Origin of the sequence: Streptomyces flavalbus (assembly GCF_042674625.1) — a bacterium.
Taxonomy (GTDB): Bacteria; Actinomycetota; Actinomycetes; order Streptomycetales; family Streptomycetaceae; genus Streptomyces; species Streptomyces flavalbus.
The window spans coordinates 3,747,234-3,768,142 of the sequence record NZ_JBHTEB010000001.1 but is presented as its reverse complement, the minus strand read 5'-3'; the positions used below and the strand labels follow the sequence as shown (position 1 = coordinate 3,768,142).

Annotated in this window: 28 protein-coding genes; 20 read left to right on the top strand and 8 right to left on the bottom strand. The window is 71.4% G+C overall.

Annotated features, from left to right (window positions below; all coding sequences use genetic code 11):
- Nucleotides 1-59 precede the first annotated feature (59 nt).
- The 5 genes from ACFQZ6_RS16890 (at nt 60) to ACFQZ6_RS16870 (ending at nt 2,723) form a co-directional block, all read left to right on the top strand.
- Nucleotides 60-797, top strand: a complete 738-nt coding sequence (locus ACFQZ6_RS16890; RefSeq protein WP_381609706.1) for an LmeA family phospholipid-binding protein — start codon at nt 60-62, stop codon at nt 795-797.
- A gap of 185 nt (nt 798-982) precedes the next feature.
- A complete protein-coding gene (locus ACFQZ6_RS16885; protein WP_353963671.1) occupies nt 983-1,063 on the top strand; it encodes a putative leader peptide in 81 nt (26 codons plus the stop codon).
- A 127-nt stretch (nt 1,064-1,190) separates the two neighbouring features.
- A complete protein-coding gene (locus ACFQZ6_RS16880) occupies nt 1,191-2,030 on the top strand; it encodes a sulfurtransferase (protein ID WP_381609703.1) in 840 nt (279 codons plus the stop codon).
- 33 nt (nt 2,031-2,063) lie between these two features.
- Nucleotides 2,064-2,354, top strand: a complete 291-nt coding sequence (locus ACFQZ6_RS16875; RefSeq protein WP_043502058.1) for a DUF1416 domain-containing protein — start codon at nt 2,064-2,066, stop codon at nt 2,352-2,354.
- A 108-nt stretch (nt 2,355-2,462) separates the two neighbouring features.
- Nucleotides 2,463-2,723 (top strand): DUF3099 domain-containing protein, encoded by a 261-nt coding sequence (locus ACFQZ6_RS16870; protein ID WP_381609700.1) that lies wholly within the window; start codon nt 2,463-2,465, stop codon nt 2,721-2,723.
- Between the two features lie 36 nt (nt 2,724-2,759).
- Here the strand turns inward: ACFQZ6_RS16870 and ACFQZ6_RS16865 are convergent, their stop codons facing one another.
- Complete coding sequence (locus ACFQZ6_RS16865) at nt 2,760-3,122, bottom strand: DsrE family protein (RefSeq protein WP_381609697.1); 363 nt, start codon at nt 3,120-3,122, stop codon at nt 2,760-2,762.
- Between the two features lie 135 nt (nt 3,123-3,257).
- Between ACFQZ6_RS16865 and ACFQZ6_RS16860 the strand changes: the two genes are divergently transcribed.
- From ACFQZ6_RS16860 to ygfZ, 6 genes are all read left to right on the top strand, one after another.
- On the top strand, nt 3,258-3,995 hold the full coding sequence (locus ACFQZ6_RS16860; protein WP_381609694.1) for a hypothetical protein: 738 nt from the start codon (nt 3,258-3,260) through the stop codon (nt 3,993-3,995).
- Nucleotides 3,992-4,912 carry a hypothetical protein gene (locus tag ACFQZ6_RS16855; protein WP_381609691.1) on the top strand — a complete coding sequence of 307 codons (921 nt, stop codon included), beginning with the start codon at nt 3,992-3,994 and terminating at the stop codon, nt 4,910-4,912. The genes ACFQZ6_RS16860 and ACFQZ6_RS16855 overlap by 4 nt, the downstream gene beginning before the upstream one ends.
- A complete protein-coding gene (locus ACFQZ6_RS16850; protein ID WP_381609688.1) occupies nt 4,909-5,781 on the top strand; it encodes a hypothetical protein in 873 nt (290 codons plus the stop codon). The genes ACFQZ6_RS16855 and ACFQZ6_RS16850 overlap by 4 nt, the downstream gene beginning before the upstream one ends.
- Nucleotides 5,782-6,039: 258 nt before the next feature.
- Nucleotides 6,040-6,615 carry an FABP family protein gene (locus tag ACFQZ6_RS16845; protein ID WP_381609685.1) on the top strand — a complete coding sequence of 192 codons (576 nt, stop codon included), beginning with the start codon at nt 6,040-6,042 and terminating at the stop codon, nt 6,613-6,615.
- Nucleotides 6,616-6,631: 16 nt separating this feature from the next.
- Nucleotides 6,632-7,108, top strand: a complete 477-nt coding sequence (locus ACFQZ6_RS16840; protein ID WP_381609682.1) for a Fur family transcriptional regulator — start codon at nt 6,632-6,634, stop codon at nt 7,106-7,108.
- Nucleotides 7,109-7,118: 10 nt separating this feature from the next.
- A complete protein-coding gene (gene ygfZ / locus ACFQZ6_RS16835; protein WP_381609679.1) occupies nt 7,119-8,084 on the top strand; it encodes a CAF17-like 4Fe-4S cluster assembly/insertion protein YgfZ in 966 nt (321 codons plus the stop codon).
- 3 nt (nt 8,085-8,087) lie between these two features.
- On the opposite strand, the gene dtd is transcribed toward ygfZ, so the two are convergent.
- Nucleotides 8,088-8,513, bottom strand: a complete 426-nt coding sequence (dtd, locus tag ACFQZ6_RS16830; protein ID WP_381609677.1) for a D-aminoacyl-tRNA deacylase — start codon at nt 8,511-8,513, stop codon at nt 8,088-8,090.
- 136 nt (nt 8,514-8,649) lie between these two features.
- On the opposite strand from dtd, the gene ACFQZ6_RS16825 reads away from it, so the two are divergent.
- Together ACFQZ6_RS16825 and ACFQZ6_RS16820 are read left to right on the top strand one after the other, a co-directional pair.
- Nucleotides 8,650-9,264, top strand: coding sequence for an RsiG family protein (locus ACFQZ6_RS16825; RefSeq protein WP_381609674.1), 615 nt, complete (start codon nt 8,650-8,652; stop codon nt 9,262-9,264).
- A gap of 114 nt (nt 9,265-9,378) precedes the next feature.
- Nucleotides 9,379-10,638, top strand: coding sequence for a GNAT family N-acetyltransferase (locus ACFQZ6_RS16820; RefSeq protein ID WP_381609671.1), 1,260 nt, complete (start codon nt 9,379-9,381; stop codon nt 10,636-10,638).
- Nucleotides 10,639-10,832: 194 nt separating this feature from the next.
- Here the strand turns inward: ACFQZ6_RS16820 and ACFQZ6_RS16815 are convergent, their stop codons facing one another.
- Entirely contained in the window at nt 10,833-11,018 is a 186-nt protein-coding gene (locus tag ACFQZ6_RS16815) for a hypothetical protein (RefSeq protein WP_381609668.1), read from the bottom strand.
- A gap of 234 nt (nt 11,019-11,252) precedes the next feature.
- On the opposite strand from ACFQZ6_RS16815, the gene ACFQZ6_RS16810 reads away from it, so the two are divergent.
- On the top strand, nt 11,253-12,089 hold the full coding sequence (locus tag ACFQZ6_RS16810; protein ID WP_381609665.1) for a winged helix-turn-helix domain-containing protein: 837 nt from the start codon (nt 11,253-11,255) through the stop codon (nt 12,087-12,089).
- 32 nt (nt 12,090-12,121) lie between these two features.
- Here ACFQZ6_RS16810 and ACFQZ6_RS16805 read toward each other — a convergent pair whose 3' ends face one another.
- Complete coding sequence (locus ACFQZ6_RS16805) at nt 12,122-12,310, bottom strand: hypothetical protein (protein WP_381609662.1); 189 nt, start codon at nt 12,308-12,310, stop codon at nt 12,122-12,124.
- Nucleotides 12,311-12,440: 130 nt separating this feature from the next.
- On the opposite strand from ACFQZ6_RS16805, the gene ACFQZ6_RS16800 reads away from it, so the two are divergent.
- Both ACFQZ6_RS16800 and ACFQZ6_RS16795 read left to right on the top strand, forming a co-directional pair.
- On the top strand, nt 12,441-13,319 hold the full coding sequence (locus ACFQZ6_RS16800) for a GntR family transcriptional regulator (protein ID WP_381609660.1): 879 nt from the start codon (nt 12,441-12,443) through the stop codon (nt 13,317-13,319).
- The gene (locus tag ACFQZ6_RS16795; protein WP_381609657.1) at nt 13,268-14,056 is read left to right on the top strand and encodes an HAD family hydrolase; all 789 of its coding nucleotides are present in this window, start codon (nt 13,268-13,270) and stop codon (nt 14,054-14,056) included. Before ACFQZ6_RS16800 ends, ACFQZ6_RS16795 begins: the two co-directional genes overlap by 52 nt.
- A gap of 35 nt (nt 14,057-14,091) precedes the next feature.
- On the opposite strand, the gene ACFQZ6_RS16790 is transcribed toward ACFQZ6_RS16795, so the two are convergent.
- Nucleotides 14,092-14,274 (bottom strand): hypothetical protein, encoded by a 183-nt coding sequence (locus ACFQZ6_RS16790; protein ID WP_381609654.1) that lies wholly within the window; start codon nt 14,272-14,274, stop codon nt 14,092-14,094.
- 210 nt (nt 14,275-14,484) lie between these two features.
- Between ACFQZ6_RS16790 and ACFQZ6_RS16785 the strand changes: the two genes are divergently transcribed.
- From ACFQZ6_RS16785 to ACFQZ6_RS16775, 3 genes are all read left to right on the top strand, one after another.
- A complete protein-coding gene (locus ACFQZ6_RS16785; protein WP_381609652.1) occupies nt 14,485-15,339 on the top strand; it encodes a GntR family transcriptional regulator in 855 nt (284 codons plus the stop codon).
- 98 nt (nt 15,340-15,437) lie between these two features.
- Nucleotides 15,438-16,553, top strand: a complete 1,116-nt coding sequence (locus ACFQZ6_RS16780; protein WP_381609649.1) for a phosphotransferase family protein — start codon at nt 15,438-15,440, stop codon at nt 16,551-16,553.
- Between the two features lie 47 nt (nt 16,554-16,600).
- A complete protein-coding gene (locus tag ACFQZ6_RS16775; protein ID WP_381609646.1) occupies nt 16,601-17,314 on the top strand; it encodes an HAD family hydrolase in 714 nt (237 codons plus the stop codon).
- Nucleotides 17,315-17,337: 23 nt separating this feature from the next.
- Here ACFQZ6_RS16775 and ACFQZ6_RS16770 read toward each other — a convergent pair whose 3' ends face one another.
- Nucleotides 17,338-18,225, bottom strand: a complete 888-nt coding sequence (locus ACFQZ6_RS16770) for an NAD(P)-dependent oxidoreductase (RefSeq protein ID WP_381609643.1) — start codon at nt 18,223-18,225, stop codon at nt 17,338-17,340.
- 60 nt (nt 18,226-18,285) lie between these two features.
- Here ACFQZ6_RS16770 and ACFQZ6_RS16765 point away from each other — a divergent pair, with 60 nt between their 5' ends.
- Nucleotides 18,286-18,624, top strand: a complete 339-nt coding sequence (locus ACFQZ6_RS16765; RefSeq protein ID WP_381609640.1) for a winged helix-turn-helix transcriptional regulator — start codon at nt 18,286-18,288, stop codon at nt 18,622-18,624.
- Between the two features lie 125 nt (nt 18,625-18,749).
- Here ACFQZ6_RS16765 and ACFQZ6_RS16760 read toward each other — a convergent pair whose 3' ends face one another.
- Nucleotides 18,750-19,874: a MerR family transcriptional regulator gene (locus ACFQZ6_RS16760; RefSeq protein ID WP_381609637.1), complete on the bottom strand. Its 1,125-nt coding sequence runs from the start codon at nt 19,872-19,874 to the stop codon at nt 18,750-18,752.
- A 101-nt stretch (nt 19,875-19,975) separates the two neighbouring features.
- On the bottom strand, nt 19,976-20,908 hold the full coding sequence (locus ACFQZ6_RS16755) for an RNA polymerase sigma-70 factor (RefSeq protein WP_381609634.1): 933 nt from the start codon (nt 20,906-20,908) through the stop codon (nt 19,976-19,978).
- Nucleotide 20,909 lies beyond the last annotated feature (1 nt).

The following is a 20,909-nucleotide window of genomic DNA, read 5'->3' as shown; positions in this document are numbered from 1 at the left end:
CCGCCGCCTCCGCAGGGTTACGGTGGCGGTGACCTCGAAGACCGCCCGGGTGGGGGAACATGCGCGCGCTGCGAATAACTCTGATCGTCGTCGTCGTCCTCGGCGGCCTCTTCGTGGCCGCCGACCGGCTCGCCGTCCACTTCGCCGAGGGGGAGGCCGCGGACAAGCTCCGCACCACCGAGAACCTCGCCACCACCCCCGACGTGTCCATCAACGGCTTCCCGTTCCTCACCCAGGTCGTCGGCGGTGAGCTGGACGACGTGGAGATCGGCATCGAGAACTACGAGGCGACCGCGGGCGACGACGGCACGAGCATCCGGATCGACGACCTCAGGGCGAACATGAAGGGCGTCGAGTTCTCCGGCGACTACAGCTCCGCCACCGCCGACACCGCCACCGGCACCGCGACCATCGCCTACGACGAGCTGCTGAAGACCGCCAGGTCCGAGCCCGCGCAGGTGGCCCCCGGGGTCACGGCCAAGGTCGTCGGCCTCTCCGACGGCGGCGACGGCAAGATCAAGGTCGCGGTGGAGGCGACGGCGTTCGGCACCAAGCTGCCGCGGCCCGTCTCCGTGCTGAGCACGGTCACCGCGGAGGGCGACACCGTGCGGGTGAAGGCCGAGGCGCTGCCCAGCATCGGCGGGGTCGAGATCGGCGAGGACCAGATCCGGTCGATCACCGACTTCGAGCAGCGGATCGACGAGCTGCCGGGCGGCATCAAGCTGGACGAGGTGCGGGCGGCGGAGGACGGGGTGCGGATCACCGTGCGGGGTTCGGACGTGCGGCTGGCCGGGTAGCCCACCCGGTTGTCCGAGGGGCGAGACATGGGCGTCCGTACCGCAGATGTGACGGGGGATACAGGGCGCCGGGGGCCGTACGGGAGCTGGTCGTACGATCTTCCGGTCCCGCATCCTGGACGATCGCGTCTCAGTATCCGACACACCGGTGACATGCCCGCCCGACCGTCCCTACGATCGAGGCCATGAGACGACAGGCGGACCTCACGAAGCGGCGGGCAGTGGACCTGTGCCGCGTTGCCGCCATGCTCTGTCGCACCTTCTGACCGGAGGCCGTCGCCTCCGCGTTCCCCACCGCCCCGCACCAGGGGCACCCGTGCGCCCTGCGCACCCACGCACCTCGCACTGACCCACATTGGCACGCCCCGCCGCAACTGCCCCGGAGGAGACACCATGAGCCGCAGCGACGTCCTGGTCGACGCCGACTGGCTTCAGGACAACCTGGACGACCCGAACATCGCGGTCGTCGAGGTGGACGAGGACACGTCCGCGTACGACAAGAACCACATCCGCAACGCGATCAAGATCGACTGGACCGACGACCTCCAGGACCCGGTCCGCCGCGACTTCATCGACCAGGAGGGCTTCGAGAAGCTCCTCTCCGCCAAGGGCATCGCCAACGACACGCTGGTGATCCTCTACGGCGGCAACAACAACTGGTTCGCGTCGTACGCCTACTGGTACTTCAAGCTCTACGGCCACGAGAACGTCAAGCTCCTCGACGGTGGCCGCAAGAAGTGGGAGCTGGACGCCCGCGAGCTGGTCGAGGAGGTGCCCGAGCGCCCGGCGACGCAGTACAAGGCCAAGCCGCAGAACACGGCCATCCGCGCCTTCCGCGACGACGTGGTCGCCGCCATCGGCACCCAGAACCTGGTCGACGTCCGCTCGCCCGACGAGTTCTCCGGCAAGCTGCTCGCCCCGGCCCACCTCCCGCAGGAGCAGTCGCAGCGCCCGGGCCACGTCCCGTCCGCGCGGAACATCCCGTGGTCGAAGAACGCCAACGACGACGGCACGTTCAAGTCCGACGACGAGCTGAAGAAGCTCTACGAGGAGGAGAGCGTCGACCTCTCCAAGGACACGATCGCCTACTGCCGCATCGGTGAGCGCTCCGCCCTGACCTGGTTCGTGCTGCACGAGCTGCTGGGCGTGGAGAACGTCAAGAACTACGACGGCTCCTGGACCGAGTACGGCTCCCTCGTCGGCGTGCCGATCGAGCTCGGCGCCAACAAGTAACCGACCGACCTTCTACGTCCCTAGGAGAGACCCATGTGCGGAGCGAAGGCCGGTGGCCCCGACGCCTCGACGATCAAGCCCGGTGAGACCACGATCCAGGGCCAGGTGACCCGCGACGGCGAGCCCGTGACCGGCTACGTCCGGCTGCTGGACTCGACCGGCGAGTTCACCGCGGAGGTGCCCACCTCCGCGACCGGTCAGTTCCGGTTCTACGCGGCCGAGGGCACCTGGACGGTGCGCGCCCTGGTGCCCGGCGGCACGGCTGACCGTACGGTCGTCGTCGCCGAGAAGGGCGCCCTGGCGGAGGTCGCGATCGCCGTCTGAGTCCCGACGGGACGGCAGTGACGCTGGCGGGCCGTACCCGCGGGTGGTGAACACCCGGGGTGCGGCCCTTCGGCGTGCCCACCGGCCGGGCCGACCTACGCTGGAGTCATGTACGCACGGCGTCGTCGTCGCTACTTCGCCATGATGGGCTGCTGCCTGGGCCTGTTCGTCCTGGCCTGGGGCGTCGTACGGCTCTGGTCCGTCCCGGCCGCCGTCGCGATGTGCCTGGTCGCCATGGTCATCCCCCCGCTCGCCGCGATGGTCGCCAACCGGCGCGGCCCGGACGACCGGTGGTGGGACGACCCGTCCGGCGACCCCGAGTCCGACGAGTGGTGGGACGAGCTGGACGGCAAGCGCCGGGACCGGTAGGTCAGAAGACCTCGGTGGCTCAGGAGACTCGGTGGCTCAGTAGACGAGTGCCTGGGTGTCGTCCGCCAGGGACTCCTGGACGAAGACCTGCGCGCCCGCGATGCGGACGCCCTCGATGACGTCCTTCTCCGTGATCTCGCGGCGCGCCGCGCACTGGGTGCACAGGGTCACGCGGCCCCCGGCGAGCAGGGAGTCGAGCAGGTCGGGGAGCGGGGCGGCGTGCGGGAGGTCGAACTCGGCGGCGCGGCCCGGCAGGGCGAACCACGACGACTCCCCGGTCAGCCACAGGGACACCTCCACGCCGCTGGCCACGGCCACCGCGGCCACCGTGAACGCCTGCGAGCAGCGTTCCGGGGCGTCCGCCCCGGCCGTCACCTTGATCACGAGCTTCTTCGCCATCCACGAATCGTAATCAACGCCGCTACAACCTCTGACCAACGCTGTGGGTCCACTGTGCGCGCTTGTGGAATACGAGATTCGCGTTCTGTGGGGGACGTAGTGGAAAACGTGAGAGAAGAAGAACCCGAGAGACAGGTGCCGCAACCCGGTGCGGCGGGGGCGCCCCGGCGGCGTCGGGGGCGTACCGCCCTGCTCCTCGCCACCGCCGCCGTGCTCGGCGCCGTCGCCGGTACCTGCGTCGGCTACCTCGTCCAGGCCGACCGCGCGCCCACCAAGCTGCCGTCCCTGTCGCAGCCGGTGCTGCCGCAGGCGAAGGGCCCGGCGCCGGAGCCGCTGTCGGCCGCGCGGGACCGGCGGGTGCGGACCGACGGGGACCTGCGCAAGCTGCTGCTGGACCGGCCCCGCGGGGCCCGGGAGGGCGACTGGGCGGGCGAGGACGGCTGGATGGAACTCCCCGAGTACGCGGCGACGTACGAGCAGCCGGACGGGGCCTTCGACAACTCCATCGAGGCCGAGTTCCGCCGCGCCGCCGTCGCCACCTGGGAGCAGGGGGACTCCACCGTGGAGATCCGCCTCGTGCAGTACCGGCAGGAGCAGGACCTGGGCGCCCGCGAGGACATCGAGAACCTCGTCTACTGGGCCGACCAGGACGAGGACGCCGAGAGCTGGCCGATCCCCGGCACCGGGAACGACGTCGGGCTCGCGTACGCCGACACCGCGCCCACGAGTGAGCCCGGCTACCTGCCGTACTGGGAGGCCAGGGCGTTCGCCTGGCGCGGCGACATCGCCGTGCAGATCTGGGTCGCGGACAGCAAGCGCATCCCCAAGGCGAAGATCATGGATCTGGCCAAGCGGCAACTGGAGCGGCTGTGAGCGAGGTAGGCGAGACGAACGAGGCCAGCGAAGACAGCGGGGCCAACGAGGCCAGCGAAGTCAGCGTGGCGAATGAGGCCAGCGAAGTCAGCGTGGCGAATGAGGCCAGCGGGGCCAACGAGGTCCCTGAGGTCCCTGAGGTCTCTGAGGTCCCCGAGGTCCCCGAGGCGCCCCCGCCCCGGCGGAGCGGGCGCCGTATCGCCGCCGTCGTCGCCGCCGTGCTGGTGGTCGGGGCGGTGGTGGCCGGTACCGGGTACACCGTCGTGACCGTGCGGGACGCCGACCGGGACGCCGGGGCCCCCGTGTGGAGGTTCCCGAAGACCACGGCGGACAAGGCCGAGGCCAGGGCGTCGGGGCTGGCGGACATGCTCGTGCCCTTCGACGACACCGAGTGGGCCCGCGGCCCGGACATCGGACACTTCGGGTCGGACGCCTCGCTCAACGGGGACCGGGCCCTGGAACTGCGCAAGGAGTCGCTGCGCGACCTGCCGCGGTCCGAGCGCCGGGAGCTGGAGAGGCATCTGGAACGGCAGGAGATCCAGGGCCTGGCGATGCGCAGCTACCAGCGGACCCCATGGGGGGTGACCGACCGGGACCACGCCGTGACCGTGAGCGTGGAACTGGTCCGCATGGACCGGCGGGCCGCCCGCAGCGGTGCCGCGACCGTGAGGGAGTTCGTGGACGTCCTCGACGTCTTCCGCAAGGGGCCGGAGATCAAGGGCCACAAGGACGCCTACTGCTACCTGCCGCCCAAGGAGGCCGACGTGGAGCTGGACGCGATGTTCTGTACGGCGGTGCAGGGGGACGTGCTCGTCACCGCCACCGCGTACGGAGTCAAGCCGCTGGACACCGAGGCGGTGGCGGAACTGCTCCGTGAGCAGCTCGACCGGGTGGACGGGCCGGGGGAGGCGGTATGAGCAGCGAGGAACCGACCCCTGGCGTCGTCGCGCCGCCCATGCCCGCCGAGCCGCCCCGCATCGTCCCCGCCGTCCCCGCCGTACCCGCCGCCCCCGTCCGCAAGGACCGGCGGGTGCTGCGGGCCGTGCTGCGCTGGACCGCCGCCGCGGTGGTCTTCGCGGCGGTCGGTACGGCCACGGCGTACGGGATCACCGGGATGGAACGCACGGACGTGCCCGGTCTGGCCACCGAGTCGGACGGGCGCTGGGACTACCCCGAGCTGACCCGGCCGCCGCTGCCGTCCGGCAGTCCCGCCGCCTTCGCCGACTCCAACTCCGCGGCCTCCCACCACGCCGACCTGCGGGAACTCGTACTTCCCGCGCCCGAGGGCGCGACGCAGGACCCGAAGCTGCGGGGGCGGGACGGCTGGCTGCCGGTCGCGGAGTTCGTCGACCTGTTCGAGGCCGACACCGACCGTGAGGACATCACCTACGTCCTGCGCGACTACGGCGTCCGGCACATCGCCGCCCGCGGCTGGACCATGCCCGACGGCACCCGCGGCCGGGTCTACCTGCTGCGCTTCGACACGGCGGCCGTCGCCGACGAGGTGTACGCGCAGGAGCTGTTCCTCTCCGGTTCGCCGCGGTACGAGGTGCGGGGCGTCGACGTCGGCTCGCTCCCGGACGGCGGGTTCAAGCCGCCCAAGGCGCTGTACGACCTGGAGATCCAGGCCTTCGACGAGGCCAAGCCGTACGGCCGGGAACGGGTCCGGCAGGCGTACATCAGCGCGGGCGACGTCCTCGCGGTGATCGTGCTGTCCGGGAAGGACGGGGTGGCGGAGATCCCGTTCCAGCAGACGGTGGTGCTCCAGGGGCAACTGCTCGGCTGAGTGGACCGGTCGTCGGGAGGGCGTACCTCACAAAGAAGGGCGGGGGCTGGCCGCGTAAGCTGGGGCCCGGCCCCTGCCCGTCGTATCGCGCTCAATCGAGGAGCACCCGTGGAGATCTTCTTCTCAATCCTGCTGGTCCTGGTCTGCGTCGCCACCCTCGCGTTCGCCGGACTGGCCGTGAAGAAGCTCTACCAGGGCCAGCGCTGACCCGTACCCCGGAAGCACCCGTCTCCAGGAAACACCCAGGAAGTCCCTCTGATGATCGAGATCCCGTCCGACCTCCACAAGGACCTCGTCCCGCTTGCCTTCCTGCTCGGCAACTGGGCCGGTGCCGGGGTGCACGACTTCCCCGGCGCCGAGAAGTGCAACTTCGGGCAGGAGGTCACCTTCACCCACGACGGCCGGGACTTCCTGGAGTACCACTCGTACTCCTGGGTCCTCGACCAGGACGGCAACAAGGTGCGACCGCTGGAGTCCGAGCACGGCTTCTGGCGTATCGACGGCCTGCGCAAGGTGGAGGTCACGATGACCCGCGACGACGGCGTCATCGAGATCTGGTACGGCGAGCTGGCCGACCAGAAGCCGCAGATCGACCTGGTTACGGACGCGGTGGCGCGGACCCCGAACGCCCGCCCCTACAGCGGCGGCAAGCGGCTGTACGGCTACGTCAAGGGCGACCTGATGTGGGTCGGCGAGAAGCAGACGCCCGAGGTGTCGCTGCGGCCGTACATGTCCGCCCAGCTCAAGAAGGTCGTGACCCCGGAGGACGTCGAGCGCTGGGCGAAGGCCCTGCCCGACGACATGCCGGACGACGGGATCGCCTTCTTCAAGTAGTCCTAGACTCTCCAGTGTGGTGAGCACCGACTGGAAGAGCGACCTCAGGCAGCGCGGCTACCGGCTGACGCCGCAGCGGCAACTCGTCCTCGAGGCCGTCGACACCCTTGAGCACGCGACCCCCGACGACATCCTGGGCGAGGTCCGGAAGACGGCGTCGGGGGTCAACATTTCCACGGTGTACCGGACCCTGGAGCTGCTGGAGGAGCTGGGCTTGGTCAGCCACGCGCACCTGGGGCACGGCGCGCCCACGTACCACCTCGCGGACCGGCACCACCACATCCACCTGGTGTGCCGGGACTGCACGAACGTGATCGAGGCGGACGTGGAGGTCGCGGCGGAGTTCACGGCGAAGCTGCGGGACACGTTCGGGTTCGACACCGACATGAAGCACTTCGCGATCTTCGGGCGGTGCCGGGACTGCGCGGGGGCGGGGTCCGGTCCGGGCCCGGTAGCCGACGGTTCGGGTAATCGTTCAAGTACCGAGTCGTAGGCTTGGGGGCATGAAGAGCCCTCTGCTGTCCCTGCCCGGCGCCGTACCCGGCGAAGGCGTGGACGAAGGTGTCGCCGCGCACTACGGCGATCTGTTCCGGGAGCAGCGTGCCCTCGCCGAAGGCACCGGTTTCGTCGACCTGTCCCACCGCGGGGTGATCACGGTCTCCGGTGACGACCGGCTGAGCTGGCTGCACCTGCTGCTCACCCAGCACGTCAGCGAGCTGCCGGTCGGGCAGGCCACCGAGGCGCTGATCCTCTCCGCGCACGGGCACATCGAGCACGCGCTGTACCTCGTCGACGACGGTACGACCGTGTGGGCGCACGTTGAGCCGGGGACCGAGGACGCGCTGGTGGCGTACCTGGAGTCGATGAAGTTCTTCTACCGGGTCGAGGTCGCCGACCGCGGTGACGCCTACGCGGTCGTGCACCTGCCCGCCGGGTCCATCGCGGAGGTGCCGGAGGGCGTCGTCGTGCGCGAGACGTCGTACGGGCGCGATGTGTTCCTGCCGCGCGCCGAGCTTGAGGCGTACGCGGCGAAGGTCGGGCCCGCGGCCGGACTCCTCGCGTACGAGGCGCTGCGGGTGGAGCAGCACCGGCCCCGGCTCGGCTTCGAGACCGACCACCGGACCATTCCGCACGAGCTGGGCTGGATCGGGAGCGCGGTGCACCTGCAGAAGGGGTGCTACCGGGGGCAGGAGACCGTCGCCCGGGTGCAGAACCTCGGCAAGCCGCCGCGCCGGCTGGTCTTCCTGCACCTCGACGGCAGCGAGGTGCACCTGCCGCCGCACGGGACCGAGCTGCGGCTCGCCGCGGAGGGTGCCGAGGGGCGGAAGGTCGGGTTCGTGACCACGTCCGTGCGCCACCACGAGCTGGGGCCGGTGGCGTTGGCGCTGGTGAAGCGGAACGTGCCGGTGGACGCGGCGCTGGTCGCCGATACGACGGCGGCGGCGCAGGAGGTCGTGGTCGAGCCGTAGGGCTCAGATTTCGAGCAGGACCGTGAACGGGCCGTCGTTGGTGAGGCCGACCCGCATCCGGGTGCCGAAGCGGCCCGTGGCCACCGTGGCGCCGAGGGCGCGGAGCTGGGCGACGACCTCGTCGACGAGGGGTTCCGCGACGGGGCCCGGGGCGGCGGCGTTCCAGGTGGGGCGGCGGCCCTTGCGGGCGTCGCCGTAGAGGGTGAACTGGCTGATGACGAGCAGCGGGGCGTCGGTGTCGCTGCATGACTTCTCGTCGTGCAGGACGCGCAACGTCCAGAGTTTGCGGGCCAGTTGGGCCGCCTTCTCCTTGGTGTCGTCGTGCGTCACGCCGACCAGGACGCACAGGCCCTCGCCGGTGATCTCGCCGACCGTCTCCTCGTCCACGACGACGCTGGCGCCGTCCACTCGCTGAACCACTGCACGCATGGGGTCCATGATGCCCTGGGCTGATTTTCGCTCCGTACCCCCCCATCTGGGGCTGATCGGGGGCACTCGGTCACATAGCGGCCACTGGGGGTGGCACGATGCTGCCATTCGCCGGTCGAGGGGACGGTAGAGGCACATGAGCACACCGAGTACGGGGCAGCCCCCTGGGGCTGCCGTCTCGCTGACGTCTGTGGGCAGCGGAGCGGCGGGGGCCAGCGCCCGGCCGCCCGTGCAGCGCACCGACAGTCCGCGGCTGCCCGGGGAGCCGCCCGGGCGGGAGCTGACCGGGCTGAGCCTGCCCGAGCTGCGCACCCTGCGACGGGACGCGCAGCGGGACGAGGCGGACCTGAGTTATGTACGACGGCTGTTGCAGGGGCGGATCGACATCCTGCGGGCGGAGCTGGCGCGGCGGGGGCCGTCCTCGGCGGCGTCCGTGGTGGAGCGGCTGCCGGAGATCCTGACGGACGCCCCGGCGCGGTACCGGTCGTCCGCGCGGCACGTCACCGTCGGTACGCCGTACGGGGAGGAGTACCGGCGGCTGGCGGCGGAGATGCTCGCGGAGGTGGAGCTGTCGGCGCTGGACGCGCGCACGGACCTGGAGCTGACCAGCGCGATGGGACGGCTCGTCCGCTACGAGCAGCAGGTCTCCCGCCGCCGCCAGCGCCTCCAGCGGACGGCTGACGGGTGCAGCGCGGAGATCGCCCGCCGGTACCGCGAGGGGGAGGCCCAGGTGGACGACCTGCTGACGTGACACCCGCGGTGGGCCGCGCGGGTCCGGTGGGCGGCGCCGGGCCGGGCGGCGCACCCCGCCGTCCGCCCGAAAACGTCGCGACGTGCGGGACCTCGTAGCCCTAGCCTCGCTGGCATGAACGACGACGCCGCCGCCATAGACGTACGCCCGATCACCCGCGACGAGATACCCGCCTGGCTGCACGCAGTGAAGGTCGGGTTCCTGAAGTCGCCCGTCGTGACGGACGAGGACATCGCCGACCGCACCGCGCAGATCGACCCGTCGCGGGCGCTCGGCGCGTTCGACGGGGGCCGGTGCGTGGCGACGTTCAGGTCGTTCCCGCAGGAGCTGACGGCCGTGGGCGGCACCGTCGTACCCGCCGACGCGATCACGGCCGTGACGGTCACGGCGACGCACCGCCGCCGCGGCCTGCTCACCCGGATGATGCGACAGGACCTCACCGCGGCGAAGGAGCGGGGCGACGTCGTGGCGACGCTGATCGCGGCGGAGTACCCGATCTACGGCCGGTACGGCTTCGGCCCCGCCACCTCCGCCGTGGAGTGGACGGTCGACACGCTGCGCACCGGGTTCGACCGGAGTCGGCCGGGCCCGGAGTGCGGTGGGCGTATCGAGATGGTGGACGGCGAGGAGGTCCGCAAGATCGGGCCCGAGCTGCACGAGCGGCTGCGGCGGGCGCAGCACGGCGCCATCGACCGGGACGAGCGGTGGTGGCGGCTGACCACCGGGGCGGTGCGCCCCTCGCACGAGGAGTGGACCGAACCGTTCTACGCCGTGTACCGGGCGCCTGACGGTGAGGTGGAGGGGCTGGTCGCCTACCGGACCGACGGGGCGTGGAGCGCCAACAAGCAGCCGGAGAACACCGTGACCGTGCGGTGGCTGAACGCCGTGAGCCCGGCGGCCGAGCGCGCCCTGTGGACGTACCTCTGCACCCTGGACTGGGTGACCGTCGTGAAGAGCGGGATGCGGGCGCCGGACGACCTGCTGCCGCTGCTGCTGCCGAACCCGCGGGCCGCCAGGGTCACCGGCGAGGGGGACTGGCTGTGGGTGCGCGTCCTGGACGTCGTGCGGGCGCTGGAGGCGCGGGCGTACTCCGGGGCGGGGGAGCTGGTGATCGAGGTCGTGGACCCTGACGGGTTCGTCGGGGGGCGGTACCGGCTTGAGGCCGGGGAGGACGGCGCGCGGTGTACGGCGACCCGTGCCGACGCCGATCTGGTGCTGGGGGTGGGCGAGCTGGCCGCCCTGTGGCTGGGGGAGGAGTCCGTGGCGCGGTTGGCCGCGCTGGGGCGGGTCCGGGAAGGACGAGCGGGCGCCGGCCGGGTGGCCGACGCCCTGCTGCGTACGCCCAGGCGACCTTGGTGCCCGGACATGTTCTGAGTTCGGGTGGGTGTGGTGGTCGGTCCTTGCGGCCTCCTCGGGGTGGGTTCCGGGTGTTCCGTAGCTGTGCTCGGTGCCTGATTGAGTTGTGGCTGTGCGTCTGCGGTATTCGGTTGTCGGTGTTCAGTTGTGGCTGTGCTGGCTGTGCTGGCTGGCTGGCCGGGCTCCCGGCTCCCCTCCGGATGGGAGATCGGTCAGCCGGACTGGGCGAGCAGCATGACGAGGATGACCGCGCCGATGCCGCCGATCATGGTGTTCTTGGCCTTGACCCCGATGGTCAGCGCGACCAGCGCGATGATCCCCATCGGACCGAGCTTCCACTGGACGAACTGTTCGAAGCCGATGACCAGGGCGGCGATGACGATAGCGATGTACGGCATACGGTCCCCCCTTTCGGGCCGACCCTGGCGGCCAACCCCCCGTAAGTTTGACCATGTCGCGCAAGTTGGTGACCAACTTAACTCTGGTTATCTCCACTTGGAGCCGTCTCATAACCACCCGTCGGTGAACTGCCCCAAGATGGCGGGAAGTTGTAGTGTTTGGTTGTGGAGCCGGGAAACGACTCCGCCAATGGGCGGAAGAGGCCACAACCGTCACTGCCGGCACATCGCCGGGTGGCGGACGAGCTGCGCGCCCGCATCACCTCCAGGGTGCTGCGGCCGGGGCAGCGGATGCCCACGCAGGCGCGGCTGGCCGAGGAGTTCGGTGTGGAGCGCGGGGCCGTCCGGCAGGCGCTGCGCATCCTCCAGGAGGAAGGGCTGCTGACCAACGTGTCGCGGGGCAGCCCGGCGACGGTGGCCGACCGCCTTCCCGACGCCGTCACCGGGCCGGAGGCCCTGCCGCAGGCCACCATGGTGGCGCTGGCACCGCGGATCGCCCACGCCTTCACCGGCGCCCACGTCGAGATCGACGCCCTCTGCCTGACCGCGATCTCGCTCACCCTGGCGCTCGGCGAGCCGCTGCGGCGGATTCACGCCGGGGAGCTGAAACCGGCCAAGGTCGACGTCCGCGTGCTGCTGCCCAGCCGGGACATCGAGCTGGCCTTCCCGGCGCCGGTGGAGGCCACGGAGGACACCGAGCTGCTGCACCAGCGGTGGCTGGCGATGCGGAACGCGCAGGGGCAGGTGCTCCAGCACAACCTGCTGGCGCTGCGCTCCACCCACGGCATCGACGTGCGGGTCTCCTTCCGGGCGCTGCCGTTCACGCCGCCCGTGAAGCTGTACCTGCTCAACGGGGACGAGGCGCTGTTCGCCTACTACACGCTCCGGCGGCGGGCGGAGCAGGTGGGCGGGGAGCGGCTGGAGGTGTACGACGCGCTGGGGACCCAGACGACGCTCTTCGCCTTCGAGCAGGGGGCGGGCGCGCGGGACACGACCTTCGTGGAACAGTCGTGCCTGTGGTTCAACGCGCTGTGGGAGACCATCAGTTCGGAGCTGGTGCTCACGACCTGACGTCTCCCGTGTGCTGCGAGAGTGGTGTTGTCCTACAGGGCGGGGCCCGTCACCAGGAGGGCCAGGACGACCGCTCCGATGGAGCTGACCGCGGGGCTCTTGGCCTTGATGCCCAGGGTGAGCAGCAGCAGGCCGACGATGCCGGTGGCTCCGTACTTCGTTTCGACGACCTGCTCGAAGCCGACGACGAAGAGGGCGGAGAGGAGGGCGAGTGCAGGCACGATGGTTCCCCCTTCGCTTCCGCCAACTCTGAAAAGTTGGCGACCAACTTTGTTTAGGTTGTCCCCACTTGGTCGATAGTCATAAACAACTTCACAACAACTCCCGGTAAGTCGGCAAGAGTTGTAGCGTTTGGTCGTGACCCAGGAGAACGTGGCAGTGAACGGCAGCAGAAGGCTCACGCCGCAGGAGATCGCGGATGTCCTGCGGGAACGCATCCGTGCCGGGGAGCTGAAGGCCGGAGACCGGCTGCCCACCCAGGCCGAGCTGGCCGACGAGTTCGGCGTGGAGCGCGGCACCGTGCGCCAGGCGCTGCGGGTGCTCCAGGAGGACGGCCTCCTCACCAACGTAAGCAAGGGCAGCCCGCCCCGCATCGCCCCGCGCGCGCCCGTCCAGGACGAGCCGCAGCCGACCATGGTCGGGCTCTCGCCCCGGCTGACGGAGGCGTTCGGGGCGCGGCAGGTGCGGATCGCCGTCGTCTGCCACACCGCCGAGACGCTGATGCTGGCCCTCGGCGAGCCCCTGCGCCAGATCCACGAGGGGCGGGTCCGCCCGGAGACCATCGACGTGCGCATCCTGCTGCCCTCCCGGGAGATAGACCTCGCCTTCCCGGTGCCGGTCGGGGGCGCGGGCGAGGACGATCCCGTCCACCAGCGGTGGCTGGCGATGCGGAACGCGCAGGGTCAGGTGCTCCAGCACAACCTGCTGGCGCTGCGCTCCACCCACGGCATCGACGTGCGGGTCTCCTTCCGGGCGCTGCCGTTCACGCCGCCGTTCAAGCTGTACCTGCTCAACGGGGAGGAGGCGCTGCTCGGGTACTACATGCTCACCCGGCGGGAGGAGGAGTGGGGGGACCAGGTCCTCGACATGTACGACGCCCTGGGCGCCGCCTCGCTGCTGTTCTCCTTCCACGCGCGGGCCGGTCACCGGGACGCGGCCTTCGTGCAGGAATCGCAGAAGTGGTTCGACGCCCTCTGGGAAACCATCACCTCGGACCTGACACTCTCTTAGTGACTTCTGATACGACCCGGACCGAACACGTGTCAGCACCCACCGAGCGCCTGCGGGAGCGGATCTCCGGGGCGCGCGTCGTCCTGTGGGACTTCGACGGGCCGATCTGCCGGTTGTTCGCGCGGCACCGGGCCGAGCTGATCGCCCGCGACATGGTCGACTGGCTGGCCGCCCGCGGGCTGCGGGGCCTGCTCCGGGAGGAGGAGATACGGTCCTCCGATCCGCACTACGTGCTGCGCGCGGTCGGCGGACGGCATCCGAACAGCGACCTCGTCGCCGAGCTGGAGGAACGTCTCACCACGGAGGAGCTGCGGGCCACGTTCACCGCGATGCCCACGGCGTACGCCGATCCGCTCATCCGGACCTGGGCCGCGGTCGGCGCCCGGCTGGCCATCGCCACCAACAACTCGCCCCTCGCGGTCCGCCGCTACCTGGACGGCCGCGAGCTGACCGGCTACTTCACACCCCACATCTACGGCCGCACCCAGCGACTGGACCTCCTCAAACCCGACCCGCACAGCCTCCGCCGCGCCCTCAACGCGATGGGCTCCGCCCCCGGCGACGCCCTGATGATCGGCGACACCCCGAGCGACTGCCACGCCGCGACGGAGGCCGGGGTGCCGTTCCTCGGTTACGCGCGGAACGCGGAAGGGGACGAGCGGTTGCGGGTGGCTGGGGGCGATGTGGTCGTGGACTCGCTGGAGCCGGTGCTGGAGCTGGTGGCGGGCGGTCGCTGATCCCGGTCTCGCCTTCGAGACCTTCTCGGGCCGCCTCACGCCTGGAGCATCAGGAGGAGCAGGGCGACCGCGCCTAGGGACGCGCACGTGGAGTTGTTCGCCTTGAGGCCGATGGCCAGCAGGAGCAGGGCCGCGATGCCCACGGGGCCGAAGCGCCACCCCATCAACTGCTCCGCGCCCATGCCCACGGCCGCTACGAAAAGGCTCAGTACCGGCATGATATCCCCCTTGGTGGTCGTCAACCTTCCTGCCAATTGGACTGGTTGACTTGGATTGGGGTTTCCCGGTTCATGTGATCGTCTAACTTCCGGTCCAATGGGTGGATGGGTTGGCCGGAAACGGTGTGCCGCTGGTGCGGGTGCGGGTAGTTTGCACCCGTGGCCACATCATCAGCACAGTCAGGGGCCGGAGCGGGCCGGGCGGGGCGCGTGGAGGGCGGCCGAGCGTCCGCGCTGGTGGAGTCCGTGCTGCGCGAGCAACTGGCCAACGGCACGCTCCGGGTCGGTCAACTGCTCCCTCCGCAGCGGGCACTGGCGGACGAGTTCGGCGTCAGCCGGGACACCATCCAGCGGGTGCTGCGCAGACTCATCGAGGAGCGCTGGCTCCAGGCCCGGCAGGGCAGCGGCATCCGCGTGGTGCGGGTGCCGGATGTGGCCCGGACCGAGCCGGGACCGGAGGCCCGCGGTCGGGCCACTCTCGGTCCACTCATCCACCGGGCCTTCGAACAGCCCGAGGTCACCCTGGACACCTTCTCGCTGACCTCCGAGACCCTGGTCAGCCATCTGCGGGTGCAGGGCGAGCGCATCGCAGCCAGGGAGATCACCCCCGCGCGCGTGCGGCTGCGGATGCTCCTGCCCGCGGAGGAGCCCCGGTTGGCCTACCCGGCCGCCGTGGATCCCGTGGACGACCGCGTCTGGGCGCGCTGGCAGGCCATGGCCCAGGGATACGCCGACACGGTGGTTGAGCTCGCCGGGCGGTTCGCGCAGTGGGGCGTGGACGCCGGGGTGGAGATCCGCCGGGTGCGGATGACCCCGCAGTTCAAGCTGTACGTCTTCAACGACACCGACATGCTGTTCGGGCCCTACGAGGTGATGCGGCGGTCCATCGCGGTCGGCGACGGCGTCCCCGTCCCGGCGCTGGACGTGCTCGGCCTCGGCTCCGCCCTCTACCTGCACCACCGCGACCCCGACGACCCGGAAACCCACGACGGCTTCTTTGCGACCATGAAGGCCACCTTCGAGTCGTACTGGGAGCACCTGGGCGAGCCCGCGACCGAAACCTGACGGAACTGCACGACATCCGGCACGGTCCGTGACTGAGGGGCGGTCCACATGGTGACACGAAGTGAAGCAGGTCACGTGGCGTACTACTCTGAGCCGCCATGTCACCCCCTCTGCCTCGCTGGGCCCACCAGCATCTGGTGCGCTACTTCGCGGAGGCACGGCGCCGTGGCGCCGACGGACCGGTGGTTTCCGGCCATCACAACATCAACCTCATCGCGCCCCTGGGCCAGCCGCTGGCGTACCTGCTCGGCGCGGGGTCCGGCGCGGTCCGCGCCAAGTTCCGCACGCCGTACCCCACCGTCGAGGTCGTGCCGCGGATCTGGCCGCGCGAGGCGGAGGTGCTGCGGGTGGTGAGCGCACGCGTGGCTGAGGCACCGCGCTGTCTTGCGGACTTCGGAGAATGGTCACTGCACGACTACCTGGACGGGCAGCCGCTGTCCGAGGTGACACCCGAAGGGCAGCCGGTGGGCAGTGCGCGGCTGGCCGCGCTGGCGGCGTTCTTCGCCCGATTGGCCGAGGTACCGGCCGACGAGTTGCCGCCCCGTCCGGCCGACTGGCCCGGCAGTGGCGACAGCCGCGGGTTTCTGGACTGGCTGGCCCGGTTCGCCGAGCGGGACGTCCATCAGTCCAATCGGCCGCGTTTCGGCGCCCTGTTCGACGCGGTGGGGGTTCCGGTGGACGCCGTGGACCGCTTTCTGCGGACGGTGCCGCCGATGACGCCGCGGCGGTTCGCGCTGCTGCACACCGACGTCCACCGGGCCAACGTGATCGTCGTGACGGGCGCGGGCGGGGAGCGGCTGGCGGTCATCGACTGGGAACTCGCCCTGTACGGCGACCCGCTGCACGACCTGGCCACTCATCTGGTGCGGATGGACTACGACAAGGCCGAGCAGGAGCTGATGGTGCGGATGTGGGCGGACGCCATGCGGCACGCGGGCTACCCGGACGCGACCGCCGGGATGGACACCGACCTGTCGGTCTACCTCGCCTTCGAGTACGCCCAGTCCGTGTTCCCCGATGTCATGCGCGCGGCGCTCGCGCTGCCGGACGAGCCGGAGGAGCACCACTTCGGCGGCGCCGCGGCGCGTGTCCACCGGGCGCTGCGCCGGGCGAGCGAGCCGCTGGGGCTGGTGGACGGGCCCAAGGACGAGCAGCAGATCGTCGAGGTACTACGGCGCTGGCACGCGGCGGACCGGGCGGGAGCAGTGGCGTGAGCGCCGCCGACCCCGGAGGGCGGGGGACCGGGGGCGTTGGCGGTGGCGTGACGACGGCCGACCGGAGGGCGCGGGAACTGCTCGACGGGGCGGCGTGCGTGCTGTTCGACTTCGACGGACCCCTCTGCCGCCTCTTCCCCGAGGGAGCCTCGGCGCCCCTCGCGGACGAGGTGCGGAACCTGGTCGACAAGTTCGGTCTGGGCGGTGTACTGAACGAGTCCCAGCGCGCCAGCATCGACCCGCACGTGGTGCTGTGCGCCGTGCACCGGGCACGGCACGAGCGGGACGTCACCGAGCCGCTGGCGGTGATGGAGGCCGCCGTCACCGCCGGTGAGCTGTCCGCCGCGCGGTCCGCCTGGCCCACCCCGCGCGCTGACGCCCTCGTGACGTGGCTGGCGCGCCGGGGCGCCCGCCTGGCGGTCGTCACCAACAACGCCCCCGGCGCGGCGACGGCCTACCTGGACGGCAGGGGCCTGCTCGGCCACTTCGACACCGTCCAGGGCCGCACGGCCGACCCCGGCCTGATGAAGCCCCACCCCGACGTCCTGCACCGCGCCCTGCGCGCCCTCGCCCTCACCCCCGCCGACGCCGTCATGATCGGCGACACCAGCACGGACGCCACCGCGGCCCGCGCGGCCGGGGTGCCGTTCATCGGCTACGCCCGCAACGCCCGCAAGGCCCACGGCCTACGCACGGGCGGCGCGGACGTGATCGTGACGTCGTACGACCACCTGACCGGGCCGTTGCCGACCCGGCGGTGACTGCGGCCTGCTGGAGGGATGGCTCAGTGGCGGGTCAGGAGGTCGGTGACGCGCATGAAGCCGTCGGTGGCGTGGCCCAGGGCGATGACGCGGCGGGCCTGGCCCTCCGCCGCGCGTAGGACGCTCGCGTCGATGCCGTGGGCCTCCGAGGCGTGCACGATGTGGGCCATGGAGGAGGCCGCCGACGTGATCGGGTTGAGGTCGCCGGAGTACGTGCCGTCGTCGGCGTCGGCCGCGAACTGCTCGATCAGCGGCGGCAGGATCGCGGCGATGCCCTGCGCGAAGGGCGCCAGCTCGCGACCGGTGATGCCCTCCGCGCGGGCCACGGCGAGGGCGTGCGCGTAGCCCGCCATGGCCGTCCAGAAGATGTCGAGCAGGGCGATGTCGTAGGCCGCGGCGCGGCCGATGTCCTCCCCGAGGTGGGTGTGCGTGCCGCCGAGGGCGTCGAGGACGGGCCGGTGGCGCTCGTACAGCTCGCGTGGGCCGCTGTGCAGGAACACCGCGTCCGGCGTGCCGATGGTGGTGGCCGGGGTCATGATCGCGCCGTCGAGGTAGCCGACGCCGTGCTGGTCCGCCCAGGCGCCGGTGTCCCGGGCCCGGCCCGGCGTGTCGGCGCTGAGGTTGACGACCGTGCGCCCCTTGAGGGCGTCGGTCACCTCCTCCTCACGGAGGATGGCGTCGGAGGCGTCGTAGTTCACCACGCAGACCACGGTCAGCGCGCTCGCGCGGGCCGCCTCCGCGGCGGTCGGGGCCGTCGTCGCCCCACGGGCCGTCAGTTCCTCGGCCCGCCCTGGGGTGCGGTTCCAGACGGTGGTGCGCAGGCCGGAGTCGAGGAAGGCAGCGGCCAGGGCGCGGCCCATCGGACCGAGGCCGAGGACGCTGACGGCAGACTGGTCGTCGTACGAGGACATGCGGGAACTCCCGTGCGTTCGCATGGTGGTGGGGAAGAGTGGATCGCCGAGGGGGCGAGGATGACGCGCAGCCGGGCCCAGGACCCGAACGTGTGCGGGGTGACCGCCGCGATCGCCGTGATCGACGGCAAGTGGAAGACGAGCCTGCTGTGGCTGCTGGAGTCCGGGCCGCACCGCCCCGGCGAACTGCGCCGACGGCTGCCCGGCCTCAGCGAGAAGGTGCTGACGCAGGCGCTGCGCGAGATGGCGGAGGACGGTCTGGTGCACCGCGAGGTGCACGACGGTCTGCCGCTGAAGACGGTCTACTCGCTGACCGACTTCGGACGTGAGCTGTCCGAGGTGCTGGGCCCCCTCTCCGACTGGGGCCACCGGCGGCTGGAGCGGCTGGTGGCCCGTTGACTGACCCCCTCAGCGTCTCGTCGTAGCCGCGCCCTGCCAAGTACCCACTTTTTTGTGGGTATCAGTGGGTGTCAGTGGGTCTCAGTGGGTGTCAGTGGGTGTCAGTGGGTATCAGCGGCGCCGGGTCACCGCCGCTCCCTCACGTCGGCCACCACGCAGCTCACGTTGTCGGGGCCGCCCGAGCGGTTGGCGCGCTCGATGAGTTCGCGTACGGCCCGCTCCGGGTCGTCGGCCGTGCCGAGCAGCACCTCGCGGACCTCCGCCACGGGTACGACGGTGGAGAGGCCGTCCGAGCAGAGCAGGTACCGGTCGCCCGCGCGGGCGTCGTGCAGCCGCAGGTCGGCCGCGGCCTCGCCGTCGGCGCCCAGGGCCCGTACGAGCAGCGAGCGCTGGGGGTGTGAGGCGGCCTCCTCCGGGGTCAGGCGGCCCTCGTCGACCATCGACTGGACCATGGTGTGGTCGTGGGTGATCTGGAACAGCTCCCCGTCCCGGAGCAGATGGGCGCGCGAGTCGCCGATGTGGACGAGGGCGAGCTGCGAGCCCGTCCAGAGGAGGGCGGTGAGCGTGGTGCCCGCCTCCGCCGTCGACGGGTCGGCGGCGGCGACGCCGTGTACCGCGCGCTCGGCCCGCTCCACCGCGTCCTCCAGGACGTTGAGGAGGTTGCCCGCCGGGACGCCGTCCGTCTCCAGCCGCCTGAGCGCGTCCACGGCGGCGGCGCTGGCGGGCGCGCCGCCCGTACCGAACCCGTCGGCCACGGCGAGCAGCCGGGCGCCCGCGTACACGGTGTCCTGGTTGCTCTCGCGGACCAGCCCGGCGTCGGAGAGCGCGGCGTAGCGGATCTCCAGGGGCGCGGTGGCGGGTGCCGTCAGTGGGTCCATCGGTGGTTCCTTCCCTGACAGGTGGTCGACGAGGAAGGCGACCAGGTCCCGGCGGGCGGCGACGTCGGCCTCGACCTCCGCCCAGTAGGCGCGTACCTCCTGGGCGGCGGCTCCGGTCTCCGTGGTCCTGGCGTCCACCGCCTCGCAGACGCGGCGGATACGGGCCAGCGGCATCCCCAGCCGCCGGAGCCAGGCCACCAGCCGGGCCCGCTCCAACTGCCGGGGCGCGTAGTGCCGGTAGCCGGTCACGGGGTCGACCCGCGCCGGGGGCAGCAGGCCCAGCTCGTCGTACAGCCGCAGTGCCTTGGGCGACAGGCGTGCCGCCCGCGCGAACGCACCGATGGTCAGCAGGTCCGTGCCGTCCACGTCCACCGTCCTCGCCTTCCTCGTGCCGGGCGGTGTCGCCCGGCACGGATGATGCTGGGGGCTGCCCCAGGGGGAAGGTCAAAGCCCGGAACAGGGACGATACGGCGTCACGCCTCCGCGGTTCTCTGGCGCAGGGCCTGCCTGGTCTCGCGGTCGACCGTCCAGACGTTGGCGACCGGGCCGACGTGGCTGAGCTTCTCGGGGTTGAGGACGGAGCGGATGGCCTGGACCCGGCCGTCCAGGATGTCGAGTACGAGGGTGTTGATGACCTTGCCGTGCCGGTCCCGGAAGACCGCGCCGGGCTGGCCGTTGACGTGGCGCTGCTCCACCGAGCCGCCGATCCGCACGAACGGTGTGACGAGTACGGCGAGCAGCCGGGACACCTGCTCCGCGCCGAAGACGCCGGCGCGGAACTTCGGCGCCTTGCCGCCGCTGTCGCTGACCAACTGCACGTCGGCGGCGAGCAGTTCCCGCAGCCCCTTCAGATCGCCCTCGCGGAAGGCGTCGAAGAACCGCCCGGCGAGTTCCTCGCGCTCCTCGTGGTCGGCGGCGAAGCGGGGGCGCCCGGCCTCCATGTGGCGGCGGGCGCGGACCGCGAGCTGGCGGCAGGCGGCCTCCGAGCGGCCCACGGCCGTGGCGATTTCCGGGAAGCCGAACCCGAACACCTCCCGCAACACGAACACCGCGCGTTCCAGCGGGCTCAGCCGTTCCAGGAGGAGCAGCGCGGCCACGGACACCGAGTCGGCCAGTTCCGCGGAGCGTTCCGGGTCGTCGTAGGGGTCGGTCATCAGCGGCTCCGGGAACCAGGGGCCGACGTACTGCTCGCGGCGGACGCGGGCCGAGCGCAGGATGTCGATGGAGATCCGGGTGACCACGGCGGACAGGAAGGCCCGGGTCGACTTGGGCGTGGTGGGGGCGGCCTCCCAGCGCAGCCAGGTCTCCTGGACGGCGTCCTCCGCCTCGCTCACGCTGCCGAGGAGGCGGTAGGCGATGGCGAAGAGCAGTGGTCGCAGTTCCTCGAACTCCTCGGTACGGGTCATG